21 protein-coding genes and 1 tRNA gene are annotated in these 24190 nt (G+C 57.9%); 14 read left to right on the forward strand and 8 right to left on the reverse strand.

What is annotated here, in order from left to right:
- Positions 1-2: 2 nt before the first annotated feature.
- Positions 3-2864, forward strand: a complete 2862-nt coding sequence (locus tag AB4Z23_RS12375; RefSeq protein WP_441360222.1) for a hypothetical protein — start codon at positions 3-5, stop codon at positions 2862-2864.
- Here AB4Z23_RS12375 and AB4Z23_RS12380 read toward each other — a convergent pair.
- Positions 2861-3103: a hypothetical protein gene (locus AB4Z23_RS12380; protein WP_441360223.1), complete on the reverse strand. Its 243-nt coding sequence runs from the start codon at positions 3101-3103 to the stop codon at positions 2861-2863. The genes AB4Z23_RS12375 and AB4Z23_RS12380 overlap by 4 nt on opposite strands.
- 100 nt (positions 3104-3203) lie before the next feature.
- On the opposite strand from AB4Z23_RS12380, the gene AB4Z23_RS12385 reads away from it, so the two are divergent.
- Both AB4Z23_RS12385 and AB4Z23_RS12390 read left to right on the forward strand, forming a co-directional pair.
- Positions 3204-4523: a hypothetical protein gene (locus AB4Z23_RS12385; RefSeq protein ID WP_441360224.1), complete on the forward strand. Its 1320-nt coding sequence runs from the start codon at positions 3204-3206 to the stop codon at positions 4521-4523.
- A complete protein-coding gene (locus tag AB4Z23_RS12390; protein ID WP_441360225.1) occupies positions 4520-6391 on the forward strand; it encodes a hypothetical protein in 1872 nt (623 codons plus the stop codon). The genes AB4Z23_RS12385 and AB4Z23_RS12390 overlap by 4 nt, the downstream gene beginning before the upstream one ends.
- 46 nt (positions 6392-6437) lie before the next feature.
- On the opposite strand, the gene AB4Z23_RS12395 is transcribed toward AB4Z23_RS12390, so the two are convergent.
- Positions 6438-7319, reverse strand: a complete 882-nt coding sequence (locus AB4Z23_RS12395; protein WP_441360226.1) for a class I SAM-dependent methyltransferase — start codon at positions 7317-7319, stop codon at positions 6438-6440.
- Positions 7309-7536: a hypothetical protein gene (locus AB4Z23_RS12400; protein ID WP_441360227.1), complete on the reverse strand. Its 228-nt coding sequence runs from the start codon at positions 7534-7536 to the stop codon at positions 7309-7311. Before AB4Z23_RS12400 ends, AB4Z23_RS12395 begins: the two co-directional genes overlap by 11 nt.
- A 151-nt stretch (positions 7537-7687) precedes the next feature.
- Between AB4Z23_RS12400 and AB4Z23_RS12405 the strand changes: the two genes are divergently transcribed.
- The 4 genes from AB4Z23_RS12405 to AB4Z23_RS12420 all read left to right on the forward strand — a co-directional run bounded on the left by AB4Z23_RS12405 (position 7688) and on the right by AB4Z23_RS12420 (position 10856).
- Complete coding sequence (locus AB4Z23_RS12405; RefSeq protein WP_441360228.1) at positions 7688-8371, forward strand: lysozyme; 684 nt, start codon at positions 7688-7690, stop codon at positions 8369-8371.
- 168 nt (positions 8372-8539) lie between these two features.
- Positions 8540-8743, forward strand: coding sequence for a hypothetical protein (locus AB4Z23_RS12410; RefSeq protein ID WP_441360229.1), 204 nt, complete (start codon positions 8540-8542; stop codon positions 8741-8743).
- A gap of 10 nt (positions 8744-8753) precedes the next feature.
- Positions 8754-10226 carry an SGNH/GDSL hydrolase family protein gene (locus AB4Z23_RS12415; RefSeq protein ID WP_441360230.1) on the forward strand — a complete coding sequence of 491 codons (1473 nt, stop codon included), beginning with the start codon at positions 8754-8756 and terminating at the stop codon, positions 10224-10226.
- A gap of 75 nt (positions 10227-10301) precedes the next feature.
- Positions 10302-10856, forward strand: a complete 555-nt coding sequence (locus AB4Z23_RS12420) for a hypothetical protein (protein ID WP_441360231.1) — start codon at positions 10302-10304, stop codon at positions 10854-10856.
- A 164-nt stretch (positions 10857-11020) separates the two neighbouring features.
- On the opposite strand, the gene AB4Z23_RS12425 is transcribed toward AB4Z23_RS12420, so the two are convergent.
- The 3 genes from AB4Z23_RS12425 to AB4Z23_RS12435 all read right to left on the reverse strand — a co-directional run bounded on the left by AB4Z23_RS12425 (position 11021) and on the right by AB4Z23_RS12435 (position 11963).
- Positions 11021-11320 (reverse strand): hypothetical protein, encoded by a 300-nt coding sequence (locus AB4Z23_RS12425; RefSeq protein ID WP_441360232.1) that lies wholly within the window; start codon positions 11318-11320, stop codon positions 11021-11023.
- Positions 11321-11477: 157 nt separating this feature from the next.
- Positions 11478-11553 (reverse strand) — tRNA-Lys (locus AB4Z23_RS12430).
- A 155-nt stretch (positions 11554-11708) separates the two neighbouring features.
- Positions 11709-11963 carry a GlsB/YeaQ/YmgE family stress response membrane protein gene (locus tag AB4Z23_RS12435; protein ID WP_003515453.1) on the reverse strand — a complete coding sequence of 85 codons (255 nt, stop codon included), beginning with the start codon at positions 11961-11963 and terminating at the stop codon, positions 11709-11711.
- Positions 11964-12086: 123 nt separating this feature from the next.
- Between AB4Z23_RS12435 and AB4Z23_RS12440 the strand changes: the two genes are divergently transcribed.
- From AB4Z23_RS12440 to AB4Z23_RS12455, 4 genes are all read left to right on the forward strand, one after another.
- A complete protein-coding gene (locus AB4Z23_RS12440) occupies positions 12087-14756 on the forward strand; it encodes a mechanosensitive ion channel family protein (RefSeq protein ID WP_041694439.1) in 2670 nt (889 codons plus the stop codon).
- Positions 14757-14839: 83 nt separating this feature from the next.
- Positions 14840-15169 carry a hypothetical protein gene (locus tag AB4Z23_RS12445; RefSeq protein WP_421476658.1) on the forward strand — a complete coding sequence of 110 codons (330 nt, stop codon included), beginning with the start codon at positions 14840-14842 and terminating at the stop codon, positions 15167-15169.
- A gap of 251 nt (positions 15170-15420) precedes the next feature.
- Positions 15421-17934 (forward strand): GcvT family protein, encoded by a 2514-nt coding sequence (locus AB4Z23_RS12450; protein WP_421476660.1) that lies wholly within the window; start codon positions 15421-15423, stop codon positions 17932-17934.
- Between the two features lie 162 nt (positions 17935-18096).
- The gene (locus tag AB4Z23_RS12455; RefSeq protein WP_003515447.1) at positions 18097-18930 is read left to right on the forward strand and encodes a response regulator; all 834 of its coding nucleotides are present in this window, start codon (positions 18097-18099) and stop codon (positions 18928-18930) included.
- 31 nt (positions 18931-18961) lie between these two features.
- On the opposite strand, the gene AB4Z23_RS12460 is transcribed toward AB4Z23_RS12455, so the two are convergent.
- Positions 18962-20518: a phospholipase D family protein gene (locus AB4Z23_RS12460; RefSeq protein ID WP_421476664.1), complete on the reverse strand. Its 1557-nt coding sequence runs from the start codon at positions 20516-20518 to the stop codon at positions 18962-18964.
- Between the two features lie 164 nt (positions 20519-20682).
- Here AB4Z23_RS12460 and AB4Z23_RS12465 point away from each other — a divergent pair, with 164 nt between their 5' ends.
- The 3 genes from AB4Z23_RS12465 to AB4Z23_RS12475 are packed head-to-tail and all read left to right on the forward strand — an operon-like array spanning position 20683 to position 22008.
- Positions 20683-20997, forward strand: coding sequence for an ArsR/SmtB family transcription factor (locus tag AB4Z23_RS12465; protein ID WP_026330922.1), 315 nt, complete (start codon positions 20683-20685; stop codon positions 20995-20997).
- Entirely contained in the window at positions 20994-21353 is a 360-nt protein-coding gene (locus tag AB4Z23_RS12470) for an SRPBCC family protein (RefSeq protein ID WP_065658557.1), read from the forward strand. The genes AB4Z23_RS12465 and AB4Z23_RS12470 overlap by 4 nt, the downstream gene beginning before the upstream one ends.
- A 43-nt stretch (positions 21354-21396) precedes the next feature.
- On the forward strand, positions 21397-22008 hold the full coding sequence (locus AB4Z23_RS12475) for an ATP-dependent Clp protease proteolytic subunit (protein WP_013636224.1): 612 nt from the start codon (positions 21397-21399) through the stop codon (positions 22006-22008).
- 43 nt (positions 22009-22051) lie between these two features.
- Here the strand turns inward: AB4Z23_RS12475 and parE are convergent, their stop codons facing one another.
- On the reverse strand, positions 22052-24172 hold the full coding sequence (gene parE / locus AB4Z23_RS12480) for a DNA topoisomerase IV subunit B (protein WP_013636223.1): 2121 nt from the start codon (positions 24170-24172) through the stop codon (positions 22052-22054).
- Positions 24173-24190 lie beyond the last annotated feature (18 nt).

The raw sequence follows: 24190 nt of genomic DNA on the forward strand, positions 1-24190 counted from the left end.
AAATGGCTGGTGAGTTCAACGCGGTCGGTAACTTTGTGGCGCGCGGTGCCGATAAGGTTGACCCCGTTCTTGTCGACATCCTCCAGAAAGCAGCAGACGCGACCGGCCTAAAGGTCGAAGCCTTTTCTGGCTTCCGCCCCGGCGACAAAAGGCTGCATGGCAAGGGCGCGGCTACCGACGTTCGTATTCTGGATGAAAACGGGAAGCCGCTGGCCAATTATCAGGACACGGCGGCCTTCCCGATCTACCAGCGTTTTGCTCATGCGGCCCGCGAAATCCAGCAACAGGAATATCCAGAGCTTGGCAACGCCTTCAGGTGGGGAGGCTATTTCAGCGGCAGCAAGGGCAAATATGGGGCGATGGACCTCATGCACTTCGACGTCGGCGGAAGCGACAAGCTCGGCATGGGCGGTGGCTCTTGGGACAAAGGGTTGTCCAAGGAGCAGGCGGCGTTGTGGAAAACGTCTCCGGGTTTACAGTTCGACCAGAACACGGCGCTTGCCTACAACTCATCGCCGTCGAAAGTCGGCGCCGCTGATGCAGTCAACGCTCTAGCGCAGGGCGGGAAAACGCCAGAAGCCCGTGTCCAGATGGCAGACTATGTGCCGCCACCCGGAAGCACGCAGCAGCCCAATTTCACGCCGTTGGTCACGCCCCCAGCGCTTCGCCGCCAGCAGGACGAGCAGCAGCAGTCCCAGCAGCTCTATGAGATGAAGCCGATCGCGCCGCAGGTGGATAACTCGGCGGAATTGCTTAAGGCATGGGGTCTTGATGCTGGCTCACCACCGTCTGCAGTCACGACCCCAGCGCAGCCCGCAGGGAAGCCCGCTGGAGCGCCTGACGACCTAATGAAGGTGTGGGGGCTTGATACTACTCAAGCCTCGCCACAGGTACTTCCTGCCGGCTCTGGGCATGTATCCTTCGAGGAAGGGCAGAGGCTGCTCGCCGAGGAAGATCAGAAGAAACGTCTGGAAGGGGCGCAGGGTGCTGTCGGCGCCGGTATGGTCGGCGCGCTTGAAGGTGTCCCTGTCGCCGGGCCTGTCCTTCGTGGTGCGGCCGAGCGTGGCGCGGCCATTGCGTCCACAGTGATCAATCCCGATACGACCTATGGCGATAACCTTGCCAAGGCGCAGGGCATCACTCAGCAGGCGCAGAACGCTCATCCTATTGCGAGTGTCGCCGGGAACATCGTCGGCGGAGTTGGCTCCATGGCTCCCGTCGTAGCAGCGGCGCCGGCGCTCATGGGCGCGTCCAGCACGGCATCTTTGGGGCAGAATATGCTTCTGGGTGGGTTGTCTGGTGCGGCGATCGGTGGCGCCGACAGCGCTGTGCGTTCCGGCGGCGATATCGAACAGACGGGAAAGGGGGCTCTGACAGGCGGTGCTTTTGGCGCAGGTGCCCCCTTGGCTGGGAAACTGATCGGTGCAGGCGTCAACAAGCTGACTGGGATGTTCAGGAACGTCACGCCCACTGGTGCCGCAGGTAACAACCTTCGGGATGCGTTGGCGTCATCTGGAGCATCTGCGGATGATATCGCCGCTGAACTCGCCAGGAATCCTCGTCTGTCTCCGATGGACATTGATCCCAACCTGCAGCAAATGGCGATGAACCTCGCCAATCAGGGCGGAAAATCGAGATCGGTGCTCAATTCGGCGGTCGAAAACAGGTTGGGTGGAGCAAAGGGCGCGGTTCAAGACGCCTTCGATACCGCGATCACGCAAACGCCAGACGTGAAGCTTTATCTCGACAACCTGAAGCAGACGACTTCTGCAAACGCGCGGAAAGCCTTCGGGGATGCCCTGACAGGCGCAAAACCGGTCGATGTGGCGCCGGTTCTGGAAAGCATCGACAATGCCATTTCTCCCGGCATCAATGGCGTGGTGAGCAAGGCGAGCGATATTCCTCAAGGTCCGGTAGAGCAGGCTCTCGCTCGTGTCAGGGCAAAACTTGCCAACGGCAATGAAGTGCTAACCGATGCGGAACGGCTGCACCAGATCCAGTCCGGTCTACGGGCCGAGGCTGATACACTGGCGAAGTCCGCTTCGGGGCAGGACAAGCTTGTCGCCAATGCCCTGCGGGATGTTCGCCAGAAGCTCATCACTCAGATTGATGACGCTACCGGCGGTAAGTTCCGTCCCGCACAGAAGCAGTTTGCGGATGACAATGCTATCCAGGATGCTTTTGACAAAGGCTTGGAGGTGTTCAAGGGCGGCACGACGAAGAACTCACTCGAAAATCGCCCTGAATATTGGGCAGATTGGGTGAAGAACGCCACGCCTGCCGAACTGGATGCTGCAAAGACTGGCGTCCGAGTGGCTGTCGACCAAACTGTGAGCAGCGTTCGGAATGCTGCGGCAAAAGGGCAGGCGATTGCAGACGTGGACTTCAATGTCGCTCGTCTGGAATCACTGCTTGGCAAAAAAGAAACGTCGACGCTGGTGCAGGCCCTGAAGGACGAGCAGCGTATTGCCCAGACCAATGCGAAGCTGTTCGCAGGATCGCAGACAGCCCCGAGACAGGCCGTAAACAAGCTGACGGAGGTGACGCAGGTTCAGCCGGGTATCAGCATCACCACGCCTCTGGCTGGCCTTACAGGCTTTCAGGTGGGAGGGTTGCCAGGCGCTGCTGCAGGTGTTGGCCTCTCTCTTGGCCGAAAGGCCGTTCAGGCAGGGCAGCAGGCAAGGGATATCGCCCGTAACAGACTGATGGCAGAGGCGATCAGCGGAGATATCACGCGGTTCAAGGATGCTCTCGGCACTGGTCGTGATTACGGGGGCATTCTCGGGCCGGCGGCCAACCGGCTATTGTCAACAAGCGGACCCGGCGCGAACCAGCTCATCAACGGGCAGCGCCGGAACCGTTAAAAATCGCTGTTCGGCCGGCGCTGCTGTCGGTCGAACGGGATCCATTCGCCCTTGCTGGGTTCAACCACGAACAGGACCCCCCAGCGCTCGCATAGCCAGAACATGAAGACGAAGAGAAAAACGCCCGCGCCGAAGCCATAGGCAAAGTCGTTGGAAATTCCGTTGACCAGAAATTTGATCAGATACCAGAAGCCGGTCATTCCAGCGATGCACAGGGCGATTTGAACGAGCCTCATCATGATCCAGTCGTGTTGGGGATACCGCCGCCATTAGGCGCAAAAATGATCCGAAAGTCCAGTGACAGGTCGCCATTGCGCGGCCTTTTCTTTTGAGGAAGCCATGGCCACCATCCTGCCCACGGGTGAAACAACGTTTTTTGACCAGAACGGCGTGCCGTTGGCTGGAGGTGAAGTTTCATTTTACATCCCCGGAACGACGACACCGAAGGACACTTGGCAAAACAGCGGCCAAAGTATCCTTAACCCCAATCCGGTCACGCTGGACAGTTCGGGTCGTGCGATCATTTACGGCTCCGGTGCTTACCGACAGATCGTCAAGGATTCGACCGGAAATCTGATATGGGACCAAGAGACAAGCGAGCCAAACTCTGGCTCCGTCTCGTTTGGCGGCACGTCTTCGGGAGCGTCGAATGCGCAGACGCTCACGGCTGCTCAGTTCAGCTTCATTGATGGGCAGATAATTTCCTTTATCGCCGGTCTGAGCAATACCGGTGCCACTACGATATCTATTGGTGGTTCAACGCCAATTCCCGTTGTCAAAAACAGCGTTGGCGGCCCGGTTGCTCTTGTGGCGAATGACATCGTCGCTGGGAACAGCTACTTCATCCAGTATTCTGCCTCATTGGCCGCATTCAATCTCTTACTAAGCATAGCGCCATCAACCGCTTCGGGATCATATCTTGCAGGCTACATCTTCGGCTTAGCGCTTTCGAACAATGGAACAGATCCGGTAAATGATATCAACATCGCGGCGGGACATGCCGCCAGCGATGCTGTTCTTCCTGTACTCATGACGCTGTCATCATCTCTAGGGAAGCGACTGGATGCACCGTGGGCTGCCGGCGGTACCCCAACAGTACCAGTCGGGGGCCTTGATACCGGCGCGCTGATCGATGCCACTTATCACGTGTGGATCATCCAAAGATCCGATACTGGTGTCGTGGACGCTCTTTTTAGCCTCTCGGCAACGACCCCCACGATGCCGGCAAGTTATGACCGGAAAAGGCGCATCGGTTCGATTATTCGTAAAGGCGGCACTATTCTAGCGTTTACACAGAACGAAAATCATTTTGATCTCGCCACTTACCCGATTGATCGCAACAGCACCTCAAGCATCGCGTCTTCGTTGTTGGCTCTTACTGTCCCTTCTGGCGTCAGGATTCAACCCAAGATAACGATAACCCAGCAGCAAAACACTGTTGGAAACATACAGACGAGGATCGCAAGTGCTGGCTCTTTGCCGGTTTCGGTTGCTATCACAACCGCAGCCAGTGAGGCGTCTACGGCATTTGTGAACGGCGGTCTTTTCACCAACACCAATAGCCAAATCCAATTCGAGGTCCAGAGTTTCGGTGGCACCCTGCTACTCAACGTCTTGTCAACCTTGGGCTGGATTGACGATAGAGGAACCCTTGCATGAGCGATATAGCCGATGACAACTGGTCAGAGCGAGACGACCGTAACGCCGAAAACGCGCCAGATGGGTTCCCCCCCGGTCTTCCTGCGCAGATCGAAACTATCGGCCGCATGATGATGGGAGCTACCAAGCGCTTCTGGAACAAGTCGAACCCTGTCTACCAGACGTCCGGTACGGGCGATGATTATGTCGTGACGCCAGAAGGGAAAACGATATTCATCCATCTGTATGAAATAATCCGGGTTCGGGTAAATCGCACCAGCACAACTGCATCGCCAACCTTCAAGTTCGGTGACACAAACCCTCGTGTAATCAAGAAGGTCGGTCCGGCTGGCGTTGTCGCGCTGATCCCCGGCGATCTGTTGGCTGGGCAGGATCATTCGCTCTGGTATGACGGGACAAATTACATTCTCTCGAACCCGGCGACCGTGGATTCCGCGTCCGTCGTCGGCGTTCTAAAGACAGCCAACAATCTTTCTGAGCTGTCTGATACCGCCGAAATAGCCAGAGACAACCTCGGACTCGGCACGGCAGCAACGAGTGGTATTGAAGATTTTGCGACAGCTTCTCAGGGCGACGACGCTGAACAGGCGCTGCTGTTGGCGCTTCGATCGCGCGAAGTGCTTCTGGCTAACCGAACTTACTACGTGGCGCCGTCCGGCGCAGGAAGTGATTCCAATAGCGGATTGGATACTGGTAGCGCGTGGAGTACAATTCAGCACGCCTATGATTTCGTTTGTGACAGACTTGATCTGAACGGGTTCAAAGTTGAAATTCGGTTGATGGACGGCGTTCATACTGATGGTCTCATCGCATCAAGTGTGGCGCTTGGCATTCATGACACTGATAGTGTCAGCATCACAGGCAACTCGGGCAATCATAATGCTGTGATACTTCGGGTGTCTGGAGACCATGCTATTCGCACAGGAGGCGTGGACGGCAGCCATTCGATCTGCCAGTTTACGCTGAAAAATTTCAGACTTGAGACAATCGGCGCTGGAAATTTTGACTGCCTGTTGAACAATGGTGCAACCGTTCATTTCGCTGGATTGGTCTTCGGCCAGTGCACTGGCAGCCACATCACGACCACGCATCTTGGCTGGACTTACGCCGATTCTGGCTATTCCGTTGCCAAAGGCGCGACGAACTTTCACATCGGATCGCAGTCAAACGGAATAACGGTAATTCATAACCAGACAGTGACATTTGAAGAGCCGCTTGCTTTCACGGCTTTCGTCTCTGTCACCGCGGGTGCCCAAGCCTATATTAATAACGTGACGTGGGTGAACAAAGCCAACGTGACGGGCCACAGGTTCTATGCAACGCTGGGAGGCCTGGTTTACAGCCAATACCAGCCTATTGATTACGTGCCAGGTGATGGCTTCTGGCTTCTATCCGGCGGCGGCCGATATAATACATTTGACGGCCAACCCGAGAGGATCACGAAGTTTGGCGACGAGTCTCGCGCCTCAAGCACAACATTGCAAAACGACTCTGGCCTGGTTTTCCCGGTAGAACCGAACCGCTTTTATGTCGCACGCTTTGTCATAAAGTTTTTCGCGCCGGCGGCGGCAGGGTTTTCATGGCGCCTAAATGGGCCTGCGGTGAGTTGGGTTCGCCTCGACAAGACGTGGAGAGTGCCAGGAACCTCAGTCGTTTCAACAGAAGATTCCGATAATGGCAGCGCCTATCCAGCGGCGAAAAATATAGCGGGGAGCGCAAACCAAACAGGGATACTCGAAATTGAGGCGCGCATCAGTAATGGTGCGAACGCTGGTCAAGTTGCCTTTCAGTGGGCCCAGACGACCAGCTCGGCTTCGGCGACAATCGTTGCGGTGACCTCATATATAGACTGGCAACTGGTGGGGTAACAAACGCTACAAAATCTAGCACCAAGAAAATCAGCCAGCGTAGCTTTCAACCCTCAAGATGAAACGCATATATAAAGCCGCTCGCCCCTGACGCCTCGCAAGGGTGGGCGGTGCATGTGAACCCGTTCGACTTGAAGACGTCAATCAAGAAGTCTTCCCGAAAGCCGAGCTCCATCCATCCGTGCGACCGAATGGCCCACAATGCATGTCCGTCGGTTCGCAAGGACCACGCTGGGTCGTCTTTAGCCAGCATCGGCTCCCCTCCCAAGAGAATTTTCCCGCCGGGATTAAGAGCCGCCTTGAGTTTTGGGATTACTTCTATGAAGTCAAAACAGTGGTGGAAGCATTCGTAGAAAACGAATGCATCGAATCTCTTTCCATCAGGTATGTCGCCAAAGCGACCTTGAAAGGTCGCCAAAGGAATATTCTGAGTGGCTGAGATTGCCGTTAGGCGGTCTAAAAATACAGGCTCAATATCGCAAGCTGTAACAGCCAGCCCGGCTTGAGCCATCATTGTTGCGGTATATCCCCATCCTGTGCCGTACTCAAATACGGTCTTACAACCAAAAATACCGAGAACCCTAGTTAGGTGCGCAACGCCCATGAAGTAACTGCCGACGACAGCGGCATCTTTTGATTGATAGGGCCACGGGTTGATCAACGCGTCGCTCAGGGAAATGTTTGCTTTTTCGAACGACTCTGGATCGTAGCCGGGCTTTCCTGAAATAGTCTTATACAAATCCAGCATGTAGTTTTTGTATTCTGGGCTTAACGGGTCTGACGGCAACGACCCATCTGGGACAAATTTTACTGAGTTGAGAAAGTCGAACCCAGCGACATGTCCGTTCTTGGCGAATAACTCTGTAGCTCTGTCAAGTGTGTCGGAAATGTCTTGGAGTGTATGGATTAAGGTGGGTTCACCGACCAAATCTGTATTCCTTCGAGGCTTCTTTGCGGAACTGAATATGGCTGAAAACCAAAGCACCATCTCTAACTACGAACCCCATATGACTCCAATCCCTCGCTTCAGGGATATAAGACAGGTGGCCAAAGCCACGTTCATCAATATCTCGTAGCTCATTACATATACTGCCGCCCTCGCCGGCATCGTACAAATAGCGAGCAATTTCATTCACGTTGCACATGGCAACTTCCCCCTCCAAGGTTGCCGTCAACAGTGCATCATTCAGTTGAATTAGCAAGACTTAAAACCTGTGGTTCGCGATGCTCGGATGGCCTTTTTTAGTGCTGTCAGTGTGAACCCGGCACCCATAACCCACAATCAGGAGAACACCCATGGCACGACGCATCAACGCGGCGGGGCTTTCGCACATCATGCAGTGGGAAGGCAAAAGGCTCGTCGCATATCCCGACGTGGCTGGCATCTGGACTATCGGCTATGGCCACACCACGGCGGCCGGTATCCCGCGTGTCCGCGAAGGTATGCGCATCAGCGACAAGGAAGCCGAAGACATCCTGAAGGATGATCTGCGCAAGTTCGAGAACCGCGTGAATTCCTTGGTTAAGGTGCCGTTGAGCGACAATCAGTTCGCCGTTCTCGTCTCATTCGACTTCAACACCGGGGCACTCCACAAGTCCACGCTTCTGAAAAAGCTCAACGCTGGCGACTACGACGCTGTGCCGGCCGAGCTCATGAAGTGGGTAAACGCCGGCGGCAAGCGCGTGCAGGGCCTCGTCAATCGCCGCGCTGCCGAAGCTGGACTTTGGGCCAAGGGCGAGTTCGTTTCCAGCAACACCGTCGAAGCTGTTCGCGCCGTCCCCAAGAAGGACGTGGCTGTCATCGGCGGTACGGGCCTTGCTGGCGCCAGCGCTGCGATCGGTCCCGCAATCCCTGATGTGGTTGACGCTGTCTCAAGCCAGCGCGACGAACTGACGAGCGGGCAGTGGGCGCGTGTTGTCGTTGCTGTTCTGATCCTGTCGCTAACGCTCTGGGGCATCTGGCAGAAGGTCAAGTCGTGATGTGGGCACTCATCCCCAACTGGCTGAAAATCGCTGCTGGTGGGCTTCTCTGCGCGGTTCTGCTGTCTTACGGCTCCTACTGGCTTGGCAAACGAGAAGGCCGCTCACAGGCCGCCACAGAGGCTTTGGCAAAGACCGTCGAAGTCCTTCAATCAAGGAACGAAACCAATGTGGAAATCACTTCTTCCGCTGCTGCTGAGCTGTGCGCTCATTTCGGGCTGCCAGACGACCAACGTGTCGAATGTGTGCGCAGGCTGGAGCAAGCTGACGCCGACGCTCGAAACCGCCGTGAAGATCACGATGGACGACCGGCAGTTCGCTAACCAGGTCGCGTCACACAACGCCCATGGCGTGAAACAGAAATGCTGGTGAGGATTGCACAATGATCGGTCTTGGACTTGGCCTGTCTCTCGGGGTGTCTGGTAAGCCGGGCGGCCCGAAGCTCCCGGTTAGCCTTCCTGTCGCGCCGCTGTTTTTCATCAGTACGGCTCGCCTGAATGGCTGGGCAGGAAGTGCCGCGAAAGTGGCGCGTAACGCCAACCCCACGACGCCACAGACTTTCGGCTGGGACGCAAACAACCGGCTGGATCTGGCGGCGATTGAAACCTACGTCGGCGGCCAGAACGTATCGGCCCGCGTTGATACTCCGTTCGACCAATCAGGCAATGCCTTTGATCCTGTGCAGGCCACACATGGTTCCCGCGCCTTCGTCCAGCGGTCGCAGCTCGTCGGCGCCGCATTGCCCTTAACCTGCGGCCCCAACATCCAGTACACCATTCCATCCGGCCTTTCTGTAGATCGCGCCAACCATTCGGTTTTTCTGGTTCTCCGCCCGCATCTTGCCCGTGCCTCCTATTACTGGATCAGGATGGGCACGACGCTGTCTTACGGCACCACGACGCCAGACACGGCGACGGCTGGCGGTGGCGCACGCATCCTTGACGCTGCAAATGGCAACGCCTCCAAAGTCCAGAGCCGCGCGCCCAAGACATCCGGCGTAGCAATCATGGGCTATTCCAGCGGCGCCAGTGACGTGAAATTTTACAATAACCGTGTCATCGAGACTGTGGCGGGTGGATTGAGCGCCGGCACGCTCACAGGCGGCACGATTGAGAACGGTAACGGCTACAGCGAGATCATGGCCGTTGCCATCTTCCCGCGCGCGCTGACGGCGGCTGAAATGGCGTCGGTCGGCAAATCCCTTGAAGCCGTCGCGGCTCTTCAGCTTGGCCAGACCAAGGGCGTCTTCATGATCGGGGATAGCATCACGGCGGGGCAGGGCAGCGTTGCCGTCTATACTGCCGGTCTCGGCATGACTGCCACGGAACCGGATCAGCTTTTCGGTGCGCTCGGCAACCCGGCCGACACGGCAATATTTAACTGTGGCCAGCCATCTATACCGTTGACCGCGCTCAACGCCACAAATGACCGCAACCGCATCAACGAATTGATCAGCGCCTATCCAGAACTCACTAAGCGGGTTGCGCGGGTTCACGCTGGCATCAACGACTTGCGCGCCGGCTCTACCGACACGACGATCTATAACGCGATGGTGGCCTACTGCAACTATCTGCGCGGCCTCGGCCTCAAGGTCATCACGTCGACCATCAACACCCAGGTTGTCGATGCCACCTATACCGCGCAGGCTGAAACGTATCGCCTGTCGATCAATTCGCAGATCCGCGCCAATTGGGCGACGTTCGCTGATGACATGGTTGACTATGCCAACATCCCCGAAATGGCCGATCCGAACAACACGACCTATTTCGCGTCGGACAAGCTGCATCAGACGGCATCAGCCTATCAGCTCAAGTCCGCCCTCGTGGCGCCGAAGATTGCGGCATTGCTCGCCTGACACATCACCCCCGACCTATGGCCGGGGCTTTCTTACACTCGCATGCAGGCTGGGATAATGGCAGGAAACCAAGAGATGAGCAGCAACGGCTTCGATCCGATGGCCCAATATGCCCGATTATCCGAGCGGGTCGAGAACCAGGGCAAGGACATTGTCGATCTCCGGTCGAACATGAACACCGGGTTCCAGACGATCAACACCAGCATTTCCCAGCTGTCGAATGAGCTTCGCAACTCGAGCAAAACGCAGTGGCCGGTTATCTGGGCGGCGGCCGGTGTCTGCTTCACGGTTCTAGCGACCGGCGGCGCGTTCTTCTACAACAGTCTCAGCAAGGGGCAGGATCGTCTCGACCTGATCGTGGCGAAGAATGCCGAGACATCGCAACTGGCAATCACCGCTGTGGTCGACAGGATGGTGACGCAGAAGGAAATGGAATGGCGCACTGCGCGGGGCGCTGAGGATCGGGCCAGAATGGAGGCATCGATCAAGGACCTTCGCGATGCTATGCAGAAGCAAATCGATGAGCAGAAGGCTAACTCAGCGTCGGTCTACACGCCCCGTGACATCCTTCTGGATAATCGGGAGAGGATAGACCGCCTCGAGCGTCAGCGCCTGTCACCGGGAGGCTGAGGCTGATTTAAACATGCCCCGCTCCGGGTAATGCTCAATGCAGTGCCACGATGGCTTGTCTACCTTCGACCGGCTGAATCCAAAACTTCCCCAGCGCGAACAGTTCGGGTGCTCGCACCAGTGGTTCTCATGTATGCCGTCGCCGGCTTTGTTGTTCTGGTCGCTCATTGATGTGTCTCCAATTCCCGCAGTTTCCATCCGCCGGGTGGCGGTGAAGCCTGCAGCTTGGTGGCGCGCTGGGTGAGCTTTGCAGAGGCAATTACCTTGGCCTCCCGTTTTGATGTCGCTTGAACGTTGATTATCCAACGCCCGGACTGAAACCGATATGTCTTCGGCTTGGCGCTTTCGACAAACTGGCAACCGGCGACGAAAGCAAGGCGCATTCTGGCTTTGTCCTGCTCGGTTGCGCCCCTCACAGTCTCCCACCATTTTTCGAAGTTTTGGTCGATCTCACTCTTAAGCATGTTCTTAATATGTTCACGTGATGTGCGGAGTCAATATTGTGAACAGAACGGAACAAGAATTGGAAACGGTTTCCAATTTGCTGGAAACTGGCTCGCCGTAGCGAGAATCGCTCATTTCAATTTGCGCTTGATATTCAATGCTTTGAGATGAGGTTTTTGGTGGGTGATGTAGGGCTCGAACCTACGACCCGCTGATTAAGAGTCAGCTGCTCTACCAACTGAGCTAATCACCCGACCGACACCGTGTGGCGGTGTGAGGGGGGCTATAAAGGGGAAGTTTCGGCTTGTCCAGCGCGGAAATGAAATTTCTTCGATTTTTGTGACAAAAAAATTTCAGTCGCGCTGGAAAACGCTGGAAAACCGGGATTTTACGGATTTTTGTCTTTTGCTATCCTCGCCGGAAGGCTCTGCCGATGACGATGAGGATGCAGGCGCCGATGAAGCCGGCGATGAGATAACCGATCCATCCGGTCAAAACGATTCCGAATACCGAGAGAATGGCGTTGGCGACGATGGCGCCGACGATTCCAAGTAGGATGTTCATGAAAACACCCATATTGCTTTTCATGAATTGTTCGGCGAGCCACCCGGCGACACCACCGATGATGATAGCTGCGATCCAGCCAATACCAGCAGATTCCATGATTTCCTCCCATGATTGCTGCACTATTGAAGGTGATGATTCTCCGGGTGAAAAGCAAGGTAAACTCCCGAAAACCTCGCTTTTTGCGGGTGGTTTTCCGCGCAGCAGGCGATAAATAGCCTGATGCTGGGTGAAGATATGAAAGGCATGGATGTGCGGTTGATGTTTGGCGGAATGATTGACGGTAGGCGGATGTTCGGCGGGCCTTTATCCGGCCGGCGGCGAAAGGCCGCCATGGCTGCGATAATGGTCGCGGTATTCACCCTCCTTGGCAGCTTTCTGTCGTCCGCAACCTTGGCGTCGGCGCAGGATGCGCCAGCGGCCGCACCAGTCGCTATCCAGGCTTCCATCGTCGAGCAGGCGCGCACGGATCTGGAAAAATGGAAGGCCGATATTTCGGCAATCGCCAAACAGGTGGAGGCGGGCGGCAGCGATGACGTGCAGCTGGTGGACCTGAAGGGACGCGCCGATACCATTGCAGCCGATGCTGCCGCCGCCAACACCAAGTTGCGGACCCGCCTGGACCAGATCAAGACGCGTCTCGACGCGCTTGGTGCTGCCCCGGCGGAAGGACAGCCRCCCGAAGCGAGCATGGTGACGGAGGAGCGCTCCCGGCTGACTGCGGAGCGTGCCGAGGTGAATGCCATTGCCGGCGAGGTGGAGAGCACTGCCACCAACGCCGCGCAGATTTCCAACAACATAACGGCAGTTCGGCGGGCGCTTTTTGCCGCGACCCTGTTCAAGCGCACCGAAGTCTCTTCCCAGACGCTGGGCGACGCCTCTTCCGCCTTCGTGAGCGAGCTGACCAATCTCAACAACGCCTTCAGCAGCTGGGCGGGTTTCGTCTGGAACTACAAACGCCTGCCGATGTTCGGGGCAGTGATGCTGTCGATCATGGCGGCGCTATTGTTTCTGGTGGGCGGTTATCGCTTTTTCGGCAGCCGCATGGAAAGGCGGGCCTTTTCCGGCGAGCCTTCCTATCTGCGGCGGCTTTCGGTGGCCTTCTGGTCAACCATGGTGCAGTCGCTGTCGCTTTTCCTGTTTCTGGTAACCTCGGCATTTTTCCTCGATAATTTCAACGTGCTTCGTTCCGATATCGCGCCGATCCTGTTCGGGGCCATGGCAGTTACGGGCTTCGTCTATTTCGTGTCGCGGCTGAGCTACGCTATCTTTGCGCCGACGCAGCCGGAATGGCGTCTGTTGCAGGTTTCCAATCGCGGAGCGCACACKCTGTCCTCGGCCGTGCTTTTGATGGCGCTCGTCAACGGTCTCGATTATCTGTTYGGCACGATCAGCGAGACGCTCTATTCGCCGCTGATCGTCACMGTTGCCAARAGCTTCATTGCCTCCATCATCATTGGCATCATCCTGCTCACCGTGTCGTTCCTGCGCCCGGTGATCGGTGAGGGGCAGGACTACGAGACCGGCAACCAGCGCCTGCCGCGCTGGCTGGTCATTCTGCTCAGGGTCGGCGGGCTTGTTCTGATCGGTGCCTGTCTGACGGGTTATGTGGGGCTGGCGCGGTTCCTTGCCACGCAGATCGTCGCCACCGGTGCGGTGCTCGCAACGATGTATATCGGCATTCTTTCCGGCAAGGCGATTTCGCGACAGGGCGCCTTTTCCGAATCCCTGGCCGGTCGTTATCTCGGGCGGCGCTACGGTCTCGGCCCGGTTGCGCTGGATCAGGCCGGTCTTGCGGCGGGGCTCGGCATCTATGTCATCGCACTCGCCTTCGGCGTGCCGCTCATCCTGTTTTCCTGGGGGTTCCAGCCGGGCGATATCGAAAGCTGGGCCTATCGTCTGCTGACCGGCATCACCGTCGGCAATGCCTCCATCTCRCTGATCGGCCTGTTCGGCGGCGTCCTTGTSTTTGCCATMGGCTAYATCATCACACGCTGGTTCCAGAAGTGGCTGGACAACAACGTCATGGCGCGCGGGCAGGTGGATGCGGGCGTGCGCAACTCGGTCAAGACCGGCATCGGTTATCTCGGTATCGCGGTTGCGGCCATTTTCGGCGTCTCTTCCGCCGGTCTTAACCTCTCCAGCCTGGCGCTGGTGGCGTCTGCCCTTTCGGTCGGTATCGGTTTCGGCCTTCAGAACATCGTCTCGAACTTCGTCTCCGGCCTCATCCTGCTGGTCGAACGTCCCTTCAAGGTGGGTGACTGGGTGGTGACAGGCACGACGGAAGGCACCGTCAAGCGGCTTTCGGTGCGCGCGACCGAGATTGAAACCTTCCGCGGCCAGTCGATCATCGTACCGAACTCGGAATTCATCAATTCCTCGGTCGGCAACTGGACACACCGCAACCGTATYATGCGWGCGGAAATTCCGGTCTCCGTTGCCTATGAATCCGATCCGCAGCAGGTGATGGATATTCTGCTGGAACTGGTGCGCACCCAGCCGCCCGTAYTGCGCAACCCCGAACCGCACGTGGAATTCCTCCGTTTYGGCGACTTCTCGCTGGATTTCGAATTGCGTTTCCACCTCGCCGATCTTTCGAATGGGCTTGGCGTGAAAAACGCGCTGAGGATCGCRATCCTGAAACGCTTCCGCGAAGAGGGGATCGCCATCCCGTTCCCGCAGCGTAACCTCAACATCCACGTGGAAGGCGATGCAAATCCGCAAATGCTGGCGGCGCTGCTTTCGGAAGAGGGTGACAAGGCGGTGGCGGCGCATACGGGCGCGGCGGCGCCTGCCGCGGCAACTGCACCGGAAAAGGATGCGGGCAAGGCGGGTGACAAAACCGTGGTGGAGCCGAAGGCGACGTTGAAGGCGGCCGGCAAGGACAGTTAATCTGCGGCTACCGCGGCTGCGGCGACGCAGCCGATATGGGCGTTGACGGGCGCGGGGAGTTATCCTCGCGCCCGATTTGCATTGTGGCGGATGAGACGCCCGGGGGAAACAAACGCGACGTCCAGAAGACTGTGGATGGTGCGGACGTTGCCGCGACCACAGGCCCTGAGGGCCAGCAGCCGGCGGCCGAAAACATGGCCGGCAATGACAACACCATTCGCAGCACGAACAGTTCCGGCCTTTTTTCCGATAGCCAGTTTGCGAGGCCGCTCGTCATAGGCATCAACAGCGTTTCCATCGGTATGCGCAACAGCACGCCCGCATGGCTGGACGCCGCGGCAAAAGCTGCCGCTGGCAAGGACGTAAAAGACCGCGCCAAGATTTGTGCATCTTCGCAGGTGGTTGCGAAATGAGACTGGCTATTTTTCTCTTCGGTATGTTTTTTCCGTTTCTGGCAAATGCGCAGGATATGTGCGCCACCGTCGTCTTCAAAAGGCGACGGTGGTTTGAAACCCGCCTCCAGCGACGGCATTTTCTCCCCTGTCGCAGCACCCTATGGCCATGTCGCAATCAGGCGGCTGAACGGCCGCCGGGCGCTTCATATTCCATCCCATCGATTTGGCAGCACGACAGGCAATGCCGGCGCTTTTTAGGGGTTCTGTAAATGAAGACACATGCACGGGCGGTGGTGATCGGTGGCGGCGTCGTCGGCGTTTCGACGCTTTATCATCTTGCCAAGAAGGGCTGGAGCGACAGCGTCCTTATCGAGCGCAAGGAACTGACCTCCGGTTCCACCTGGCACGCAGCCGGTCTTTTGCCGCTGTTCAACATGAGCTACTCGGTCGGCCAGATCCACAAGTATTCGGTGAAGTTCTACGAGGAGCTTCAGGAAGAGACCGGCATGAATGTCGGTTTCTCCAAGGTCTCGAACATTCGTCTCGCCCGCACCAAGGATCGCTGGGACGAATATATGTATTATGCCGGCATTGCCGAGACCATCGGTGTGCGGGTCAACATGCTGACGCCGGAGCAGGTGAAGGAAATCTGGCCGCTTTGCGAGACGGACGGCCTGCTGGGCGCCATCCAGCACCCCGATGATGGTTATATCCAGCCCGCCGACCTGACTCAGGCGCTGGCGAAGGGCGCGCGAGACCGTGGCGCCACCATCTATCGCAACACCACCGTCACCGCCATCGAGCAGCTGGAAGACGGTCACTGGAAGGTGACGACGGATAAGGGCGAGATCATCGCCGAACATATCATTTCCTGCACCGGCTCCTTTGCCCGCAAGACCGGCGAGATGGTCGGCATCAATATTCCGGTCATCCCGGTTGAGCACCAATATATCGTCACCGAGCCGCATCCGGCCATTCTGGAGCGCCGCCGTCAGGGTCTGCCGGAAATGGGCGTTCTGCGTGAATCGGATTCGGCCTGGTACATGCGCGAGGAGGCCGGCGGTCTGATCCTCGGCCCTTACGAAGTCGGCGCTCCGGTCTGTTATGTCGACGGTCCCTCTGACGATAGCGAATATGAGCTGTTCCAGGAGGAACTTGACCGCCTTATGCCGCATATCGAAACGGCGATGGTGCGCGTTCCGGCTTTCGGTGAAGTCGGTATCAAGAAGGTCTATAACGGCGCTATCGCCTATACGCCTGATGGCAACCCGATCGTCGGTCCGGCACCGGGCCTGAAGAATTTCTGGCTGAATGAAGGCCACTCGTTCGGCATCACCGCTGCCGGTGGTGCTGGCTGGCAGCTTGCCGAATGGATCGTCGATGGTGAGCCTACACTCGATCTGATGGGTGTCGATCCGCGCCGTTTCGGCCCTCACGCAACGGAAGGTTACCTCATTGCCAAGAATGAGGAAGCCTATGCCAACGTCTTCACCATGCATTACCCTGATGAAGAACGTTCCGCTGCCCGTCCGCTGAAGACGACGCCGGTTTACGACCGTCTGAAGAAGCTTGGCGGCGTGTTCGGTTCCGTTTACGGCTGGGAGCGTGCCAACTGGTATGCGCCGGAAGGTTATGCGCTGCGCGAAGAGGACCTCGGCGTCGGTGCGGATGTCATCACCAGCCACAACTATGCGCCGCCACTGGATGATGGCCGTATCGTCGAGAAGTGGTCGTTCCGCCGCTCGAACTATTTCGAACATGTCGGCAACGAGGTGAAGAACGTCACCCAGAATGTCGGCGTGCTTGACATGTCGGCCTTCGCCAAGATGGAAGTCTCCGGTCCAGGCGCGCGCGCCTGGCTGGACAGCATTCTCGCCAATATCGTGCCGAAGAAGCGCGGCCGTATTGCGCTGACGCAYCTTCTGACKCCRAATGGCGGCGTGAAGGTGGAGTTYACCGTCTATGAATGGGCGCCGGGCCGGTTCTATCTGGTGTCCGCCGGTGGTCTTGAGGCGCACGATCATGACGTGCTCCAGCGGCTTGCGCCCACCGACGGTTCCGTCGTGCTGCAGCCCATCACCCAGAAATACGGCGTGCTGGTACTTGCCGGTCCGAAGTCGCGCGATCTCCTGAAGAAGCTGACCCGTACCAGCCTCGAGAACAAGGATTTCCCGTGGCTGACGGCGAAGCAGATCTCCGTGGGTGTGGCGACGGCGCATGCGCTGCGCGTCAACTTCGTCGGTGAACTGGGCTGGGAGTTGCACCATCCTATCGAAATGCAGAACTACATCTTCGACCGGCTGATGGAAGCGGGCGCAGAATTTGGCATCAAGCCATTCGGTATTCGTGCGATGGTGTCGATGTCGCTTGAAAAGTCGTATCGCAACATGGGCCGCGAGCTTTCGGTCGAATATAACGCCTATGAATCCGGTCTCGACCGTTTCCTGCGTCCGGAGAAAAACTTCATCGGCCGCGATGCGCTGGTGGCATACAAGCAAGCCGGCTTGAAATCGGTATTCTCGACACTGACCGTTTCGGGCAATACGGATGTCGATGCACGTGGTTCTGAAGCTATCTTCGATGCAGATGGCGCACTTGCCGGCCGTGTGACGAGCGGCGGCTTTGGCTGGCGTATCGGAAAATCGATTGCCCTTGCCATGCTGAAACCCGAATACGCCACGATTGGCACAAAGCTGAAAATCCGCATTCTCGGCACGCTTTATGACGCCGAGGTGGTGGAAGAAAGCCCCTTCGATACGGAAAACGCGCTGCTGCGCGCCTGAGGGATTTTCCTGGAAGCATTCGAAACACGGCCCTCCCTCGGGGGCCGTGTTTTCTTTTGGGTAAGCATGTATGCCGACTGTTTTCGGGCAAAAGTGTTATTAATCATTCTGAAAAATACGCCTGCTAATTTCCCGTGAAAGACGACGGGGGACTGGGACAAAATGAATTTTCTGGGCATTACGGGCATGCAATATTCGGGTGTGCCATTTACCAATTGCCGCATTTTGCTTGCGGAAGATACCAATGTGTTCACCCAGATGGTGAGCATGCGCCTGAAGGAATTGCTGGGCGTTTCCGTGGAGGTGTGCCGTAACTTCGAGGAGTTGCAGGCGTGCTACGAACACTCGGCCGAACCCGTGACGCTTGCGATTTCCAACATCAATCTTCCGGGGGCGGAAAATGGCGAGGCGCTGGAATATCTGATCGATCTCTCGATCCCGACCATCGTTTTCACCAGCACGTTTCATGAGGCGACCCGCGAAACGCTGATCGCCAAGAATGTGGTCGACTACATTCTGAAAGACAATATCTTTGCCGTGGACATGCTGACGGAATCCATCTGTCGTTTCCTCACCAACCACCGCCACCATGTGCTGATCGTGGATGACAGCCCAACGGCGCGGGCGCTGCTTTCCAGCCGCCTCAAGCGTTATAATTTCCGCGTCAGCCTTGCCGATAGCGGTGCGAAGGCGCTCGAAATCCTGAAGGCCAATCCCGATATCGGGCTGGTGGTGACCGACTACAATATGCCCGATATTGACGGTTTCGAACTGACACGGCGCATCCGCACCGTGCGCGGYTCGCACGAGTTGCGCATCATCGGCGTTTCCTCTTCCACCAACCGGCTTTTGTCGGCGCGGTTTCTGAAGGCGGGTGGCAACGATTTCATGCTGCGGCCCTTCATCGACGAGGAATTTTATTGCCGCGTCAACCAGAACCTCGACACGCTGGTGCAGATACAGCTGGCCAAGGCTGGCGTAAGACCGGCGGCCTGACCGGACTTTTCGTCGTCAGGGCCGCGATAAGTCAAAGCTGAGACTCGAGCGGCAGGAAACGCATGATGCCCGCGACGATCCGGCGGCTGATGGCAGCGTCCGGTTCACGCCTGTATGTCTTCGGCTGGCCGTGTTCTTCGGTCATCCAGACGATGCGATTGCCGTTGTCTATATCCAGCTCGAAGCTCATCGAGCGGCGGATCTCTTCGCTGAATATCTCGTCCATGCGCGCAACCAGCGGGGCTGAGGTGAAAACGACGCCCATTTCCGTGTTGAGAGACGCGGAGCGYGGATCGAAATTGAGCGAGCCAATATAGCCGGTCTTGCCGTCGCGGGAAAAAGCCTTGGTGTGGAGGCTCGCCTGTCCTGAACCGCGAAGCGTAAAGCTTGGCTGGTCCGCCTGTGCACGCAGTTCATGCAGTCGCACCCCGCCCAGCAGAAGCGGCTTTCGATACCGTGCGTAACCGGCGTGAACGGCGGCAACATCTGTTGCAGCCAGCGAGTTGGTGAGGATGGCAACCGAGACGCCGCGCTCGGCAAGGTTTGCRAAAATGTCCAAGCCCTGTTTGCCGGGAATGAAATAAGGGGAGGTGATGTGCAGGCTGTCATTTGCCGCCTGCATCAGCGGCAGCAGGCTCTCCATCAGGAAGTTGTGGCCGTTGCGGCGTTTTCCCGCTGCTTTTTCCGGCGGGTCGGCAAGCACGTCAGCTTCATCGACCCAGTGCAGGCGGTCCGACATCAGGAAATGTCCGCTGCCATATTGGTTTTCGACGCGCTCGAGATAGGGTTTGGCAGCCTCGCTTTTCGGCAGCGCAGCAAGCTCGCGTCTTAACCTGGCAAGCTTGCTCGGCCTGCGCGCCAGAAGCGAGCGCACGGGAACGGAAACGGCGCTGTTCCAGTAGTCGTCGAAGATTTCGGTGGCATCCGCAACGATCCTGCCGAAACCGAGAATGTCGAAATCGTGGAAATTGGCCCGTTCGGCGGCATCGAAATAGGCGTCGCCAATATTACGGCCGCCAACGATCGCGGCGCGTCCGTCGGCAATCCACGCCTTGTTGTGCATGCGCCGGTTGACGCTTCGGAACCGGAGGACCAGTTCCAGGCTTCGATACAAGATGTTTTCCCGCGCCCTGGTTGGGTTGAAGAGCCGCAGTTCGATATTGGGATGGCTGTCGATGGCGTGGAAGATGCGGTCAGACATCGAGACGCCGAGATCGTCCAGAAGCAGCCTCACGCGCACGCCGCGATCTGCCGCGGCAATGACCTCGCGCATCATCAGCCGACCGGTCAGGTCGGCGTTCCACATGTAATACATCAGATCAAGGCTGCGCCCAGCCGCCCGCGCGGCCGCCATGCGCACTGCAAAGGCATCCAGATTGGAATGCAGCAGGCAGAGCGCGTTTTTCTCGTTCCAGCCATTCTTGATCGACTGCCAGTGGCGGTCGAGCCCGGTCGCATCCTCGGCAACGGGCAGGGCAGTTGAGGGGCGTTTGGGAATGGCCTTTTCCCGCTGCTTGCTGATGACAACAAACAGGGCTGGTCCGACGACCAGCAGCACCATGGCGATAAAGACCGTAAATGCAGTCACTTGTTTTGATCACTCCCGGCCTGAAGATTATCAGGCCGGGTGAAAACGCGCGAGCACATAAAGCGTTCACGGCAGAAGAGGGTGCGGGAGAAAAAGCCTGCCTTGCGAAGCGAATGCAGGAGGCGGGACTTGTGAATCACATAAGTCTATGCTTATCTGTTGTCATGACAGAGAATGATATTTTCCGGGCGCTGGCCGATCCGACACGCCGCGCTATTTTCGAAAAGCTCGCGGATGGTGCCCAGAACGCTTCCGCCTTGCGTGAGGGTATCGATATCAGCCAGCCGGCCATGTCGCAGCATCTTGCTGTGCTGCGGGGGGCGGGGCTGGTCGTCGAACGGCGGCAGGGTCGTTTCGTCAATTACGAGGTCGATCCGGATGGGCTGACACGGATTGCGACRTGGCTTGGCAAATACCGCGCCTACTGGCCGCAGCGCGTAGAAGCACTGAAGCTCTTGCTGAAGGATATGGATCAATGAACAGGGAACTGCCCGCRGCACCCAAACCCGGTATCGAGCTGGAATATGATCTCGATGAGCCGCCGCAAAAAGTCTGGCGTGCGATCAGCATTCCGGCCTTCCGTGAACACTGGTTGCCGAAGGAGGCTTTGGCTGAACCCGAGGCGATCAGGATCACCCCGGGGAAGGAGGTCTGTTACAGGATGCGGGATGACGTTCCGCCATTTCTGGAAAGCACCGTCACCTTCAGTATTGCACCCAACGCGAGCGGCGGCACCAGCCTGCGGGTCATTCATGAGTTGCCCATCACCGGTTCCGGTCGGATGACAAAGGCCGCCGCAAACCACAACCGTTCGCCCATCAAGCTCGCCGCCTGATCCACCACATTTCCTTACATTTTCAAACGACAGGAGTTCGCCGATGCGCGAAGCGATGCAACTCGTCCCTATGGTAGTTGAACAATCCGCTAGGGGAGAAAGGTCCTTCGACATCTATTCCCGGCTGTTGCGGGAAAGGATCATCTTTCTCAACGGTGAGGTCAACGACGCTGTTTCCGCGCTTGTCTGCGCGCAACTGCTGTTTCTGGAGGCAGAAAACCCGAAAAAGCCGATCCATCTCTACATCAATTCTCCAGGCGGCGTCGTGACCAGCGGTCTCGCAATGTATGACACCATGCGCTACATCCGCGCGCCGGTTCATACTCTGTGCATGGGGACCGCCCGTTCGATGGGCTCGTTCCTGCTKATGGCGGGCGAACCGGGCGCGCGGGCGGCATTGCCCAACGCCAGCATCCTCATTCACCAGCCGTCCGGCGGGTTTCAGGGGCAGGCGTCGGATATGCTCATCCATGCTGAAGAAATCAGGCAGACAAAGCACCGAATGACGCGGCTTTATGCCGAGCATTGCAAACGCAGCTATGACGAGTTTGAAGCGGCAATGGATCGCGACCGTTTCATGACGGTGGAAGAGGCACTGGARTGGGGTTTGATCGACCGCGTTCTGGACGTTCGCGAAGATGTGGCGGCGGCATGACTCAAAKCGTCCCGGTTGGCGCATGGCTGGCCGGGACGGTTGATCAGATATCCAGATTATCCGCGAAGGCAGCGCGTTCCTGAATGAAGCGGAATCGGGCATCCGCCTTGGTGCCCATCAGATTGTCGACCGCCTCGCGGGTGCCTTCGAAATCCACGTCGTCGATCTCGACGCGCAGCAGGGTGCGCTTTTCGGGATCCATGGTGGTTTCCTTCAACTGTGCCGCCATCATTTCGCCAAGGCCTTTGAAGCGGCCGATTTCGACCTTCTTGCCCTTGAAGACGGTTTCCATCAATTCGGCGCGGTGGGCGTCGTCACGGGCATAGGCGCTCTTGGCACCCTGACGGATGACGTAGAGCGGCGGCACCGCGAGATAGAGGTGGTTGCCACGAATGAGTTCCGGCATTTCCTGATAGAAGAAGGTGATGAGCAGCGAGGCGATGTGAGCACCATCGACGTCGGCATCCGTCATGATGATGATGCGTTCGTAACGCAGATCCTCTTCGCGGTACTTGGTGCGCGTGCCGCAGCCCAGCGCCTGGATGAGATCGGCGATCTGCTGGTTGGCGGAGAGTTTTTCACGGCTTGCGCTGCCGACGTTGAGGATCTTGCCGCGCAGCGGCAGGATGGCCTGATTGGCGCGGTTGCGCGCCTGCTTGGCCGAGCCGCCAGCCGAGTCACCCTCGACGATAAAAAGCTCGGCATTCTCAGCCGTGTTCTGCGAGCAGTCCGCCAGCTTRCCGGGCAGGCGCAGCTTGCGCACCGCCGTCTTGCGGTTRACTTCCTTTTCCTTGCGGCGGCGCAGGCGTTCTTCGGCGCGCTCGATCACCCAGTCCAGCAGCTTCGCCGCTTCGCCCGGATTGCCGGTGAGATAATGGTCGAAGGGATCGCGTAGCGCGTTTTCGACGATGCGCTGGGCTTCGACGGTCGCGAGCTTGTCCTTGGTCTGGCCGACGAATTCCGGCTCGCGGATGAAGACGGAGAGCATGCCCGCTGCCGAGATCATCACGTCATCGGTGGTGATTTCCCTGGCTCGCTTGTTCTGGGTCAGCTCCGCATAGTTCTTCAGGCCCTTGGTGAGTGCGATGCGGAAACCGGCCTCATGCGTACCGCCTTCAGGCGTCGGGATGGTATTGCAATAGGAATGGATCTGCGTGTCGCCGCCATACCAGGTCACAGCCCATTCCAGCGCGCCGTGGCCACCGGTCTTTTCGGTGCGGCCGGAGAAAATCTCGCGGGTGACGGTGAATTCCTTGCCGAGCGTGGCGGCCAGATAGTCCTTCAGACCACCGGGGAAATGGAACACGGCCTTTTCGGGGATTTCGCCACCGGCGGGCACCATGCCGGGATCGCAGCTCCAGCGGATTTCGACGCCGCCGAACAGATAAGCCTTGGAGCGGGCCATGCGGAAAATGCGGGCCGGTTCGAATTTTGCGTGATCGCCGAAGATCTGCGGGTCCGGATGGAAACGCACGCGGGTGCCGCGTCGGTTGTGCACGTCACCCAGTTCTTCGAGACCGCCGATCGGCGCACCGCGCGAAAAGCGCTGGCGGTAAAGCTTGCGGTTACGGGCGACTTCCACTTCCAGAAGATCGGACAGCGCATTGACCACGGAAACGCCGACGCCGTGCAGGCCGCCGGAGGTTTCATAGGCCTTGCCATCGAACTTGCCGCCGGCATGCAGCTTGGTCATGATGACTTCGAGCGTCGACTTGCCCGGAACCTGCGGATGGTTTTCCACGGGAATGCCGCGTCCGTTATCGGTGACGGTGAGGAAACCCTCGGTATCGAGATGGACCTCGATGAAATTGGCGTGGCCTGCGACGGCCTCGTCCATGGAGTTGTCGATGACTTCGGCAAAGAGGTGGTGCAGCGCCTTCTCGTCGGTGCCGCCAATATACATGCCGGGTCGCATGCGCACCGGTTCCAGCCCTTCAAGCACGCGGATCGACGAGGCACCGTAGTCGTCACCGGAGGGGGACACGGGCGCTGGGGGCGGGGGCGTCGTGACGGCCGCAACGGCTGCTGGTTTCGGCTGCACGTTCACGTTCGCGGCTGCGGACACCGGGGCCTTCACGGGTTTTGCCGTGTCCTCGTTCTTTTCCGTTTCGCTGTTTGGTGCCACCGGAAGACCGGAGAAGAGATCGTTGCTATCGTCCATCATGTCCAAGGTTCAAAAAAG

This window comes from Agrobacterium sp. MCAB5 (assembly GCF_052114365.1).
GTDB classification, from domain to species: Bacteria; Pseudomonadota; Alphaproteobacteria; order Rhizobiales; family Rhizobiaceae; genus Agrobacterium; species Agrobacterium tumefaciens.

Excerpts from the sequence above, each read along its gene's own strand:
- AB4Z23_RS12375 (WP_441360222.1), top strand. The coding sequence starts at position 3 with ATGGCTGGTGAGTTCAACGCGGTCGGTAACTTTGTGGCGCGCGGTGCC.
- AB4Z23_RS12380 (WP_441360223.1), bottom strand. The coding sequence starts at position 3,103 with ATGATGAGGCTCGTTCAAATCGCCCTGTGCATCGCTGGAATGACCGGC.
- AB4Z23_RS12385 (WP_441360224.1), top strand. The coding sequence starts at position 3,204 with ATGGCCACCATCCTGCCCACGGGTGAAACAACGTTTTTTGACCAGAAC.
- AB4Z23_RS12390 (WP_441360225.1), top strand. The coding sequence starts at position 4,520 with ATGAGCGATATAGCCGATGACAACTGGTCAGAGCGAGACGACCGTAAC.
- AB4Z23_RS12400 (WP_441360227.1), bottom strand. The coding sequence starts at position 7,536 with ATGTGCAACGTGAATGAAATTGCTCGCTATTTGTACGATGCCGGCGAG.
- AB4Z23_RS12405 (WP_441360228.1), top strand. The coding sequence starts at position 7,688 with ATGGCACGACGCATCAACGCGGCGGGGCTTTCGCACATCATGCAGTGG.
- AB4Z23_RS12410 (WP_441360229.1), top strand. The coding sequence starts at position 8,540 with ATGTGGAAATCACTTCTTCCGCTGCTGCTGAGCTGTGCGCTCATTTCG.
- AB4Z23_RS12415 (WP_441360230.1), top strand. The coding sequence starts at position 8,754 with ATGATCGGTCTTGGACTTGGCCTGTCTCTCGGGGTGTCTGGTAAGCCG.
- AB4Z23_RS12420 (WP_441360231.1), top strand. The coding sequence starts at position 10,302 with ATGAGCAGCAACGGCTTCGATCCGATGGCCCAATATGCCCGATTATCC.
- AB4Z23_RS12425 (WP_441360232.1), bottom strand. The coding sequence starts at position 11,320 with ATGCTTAAGAGTGAGATCGACCAAAACTTCGAAAAATGGTGGGAGACT.
- AB4Z23_RS12435 (WP_003515453.1), bottom strand. The coding sequence starts at position 11,963 with ATGGAATCTGCTGGTATTGGCTGGATCGCAGCTATCATCATCGGTGGT.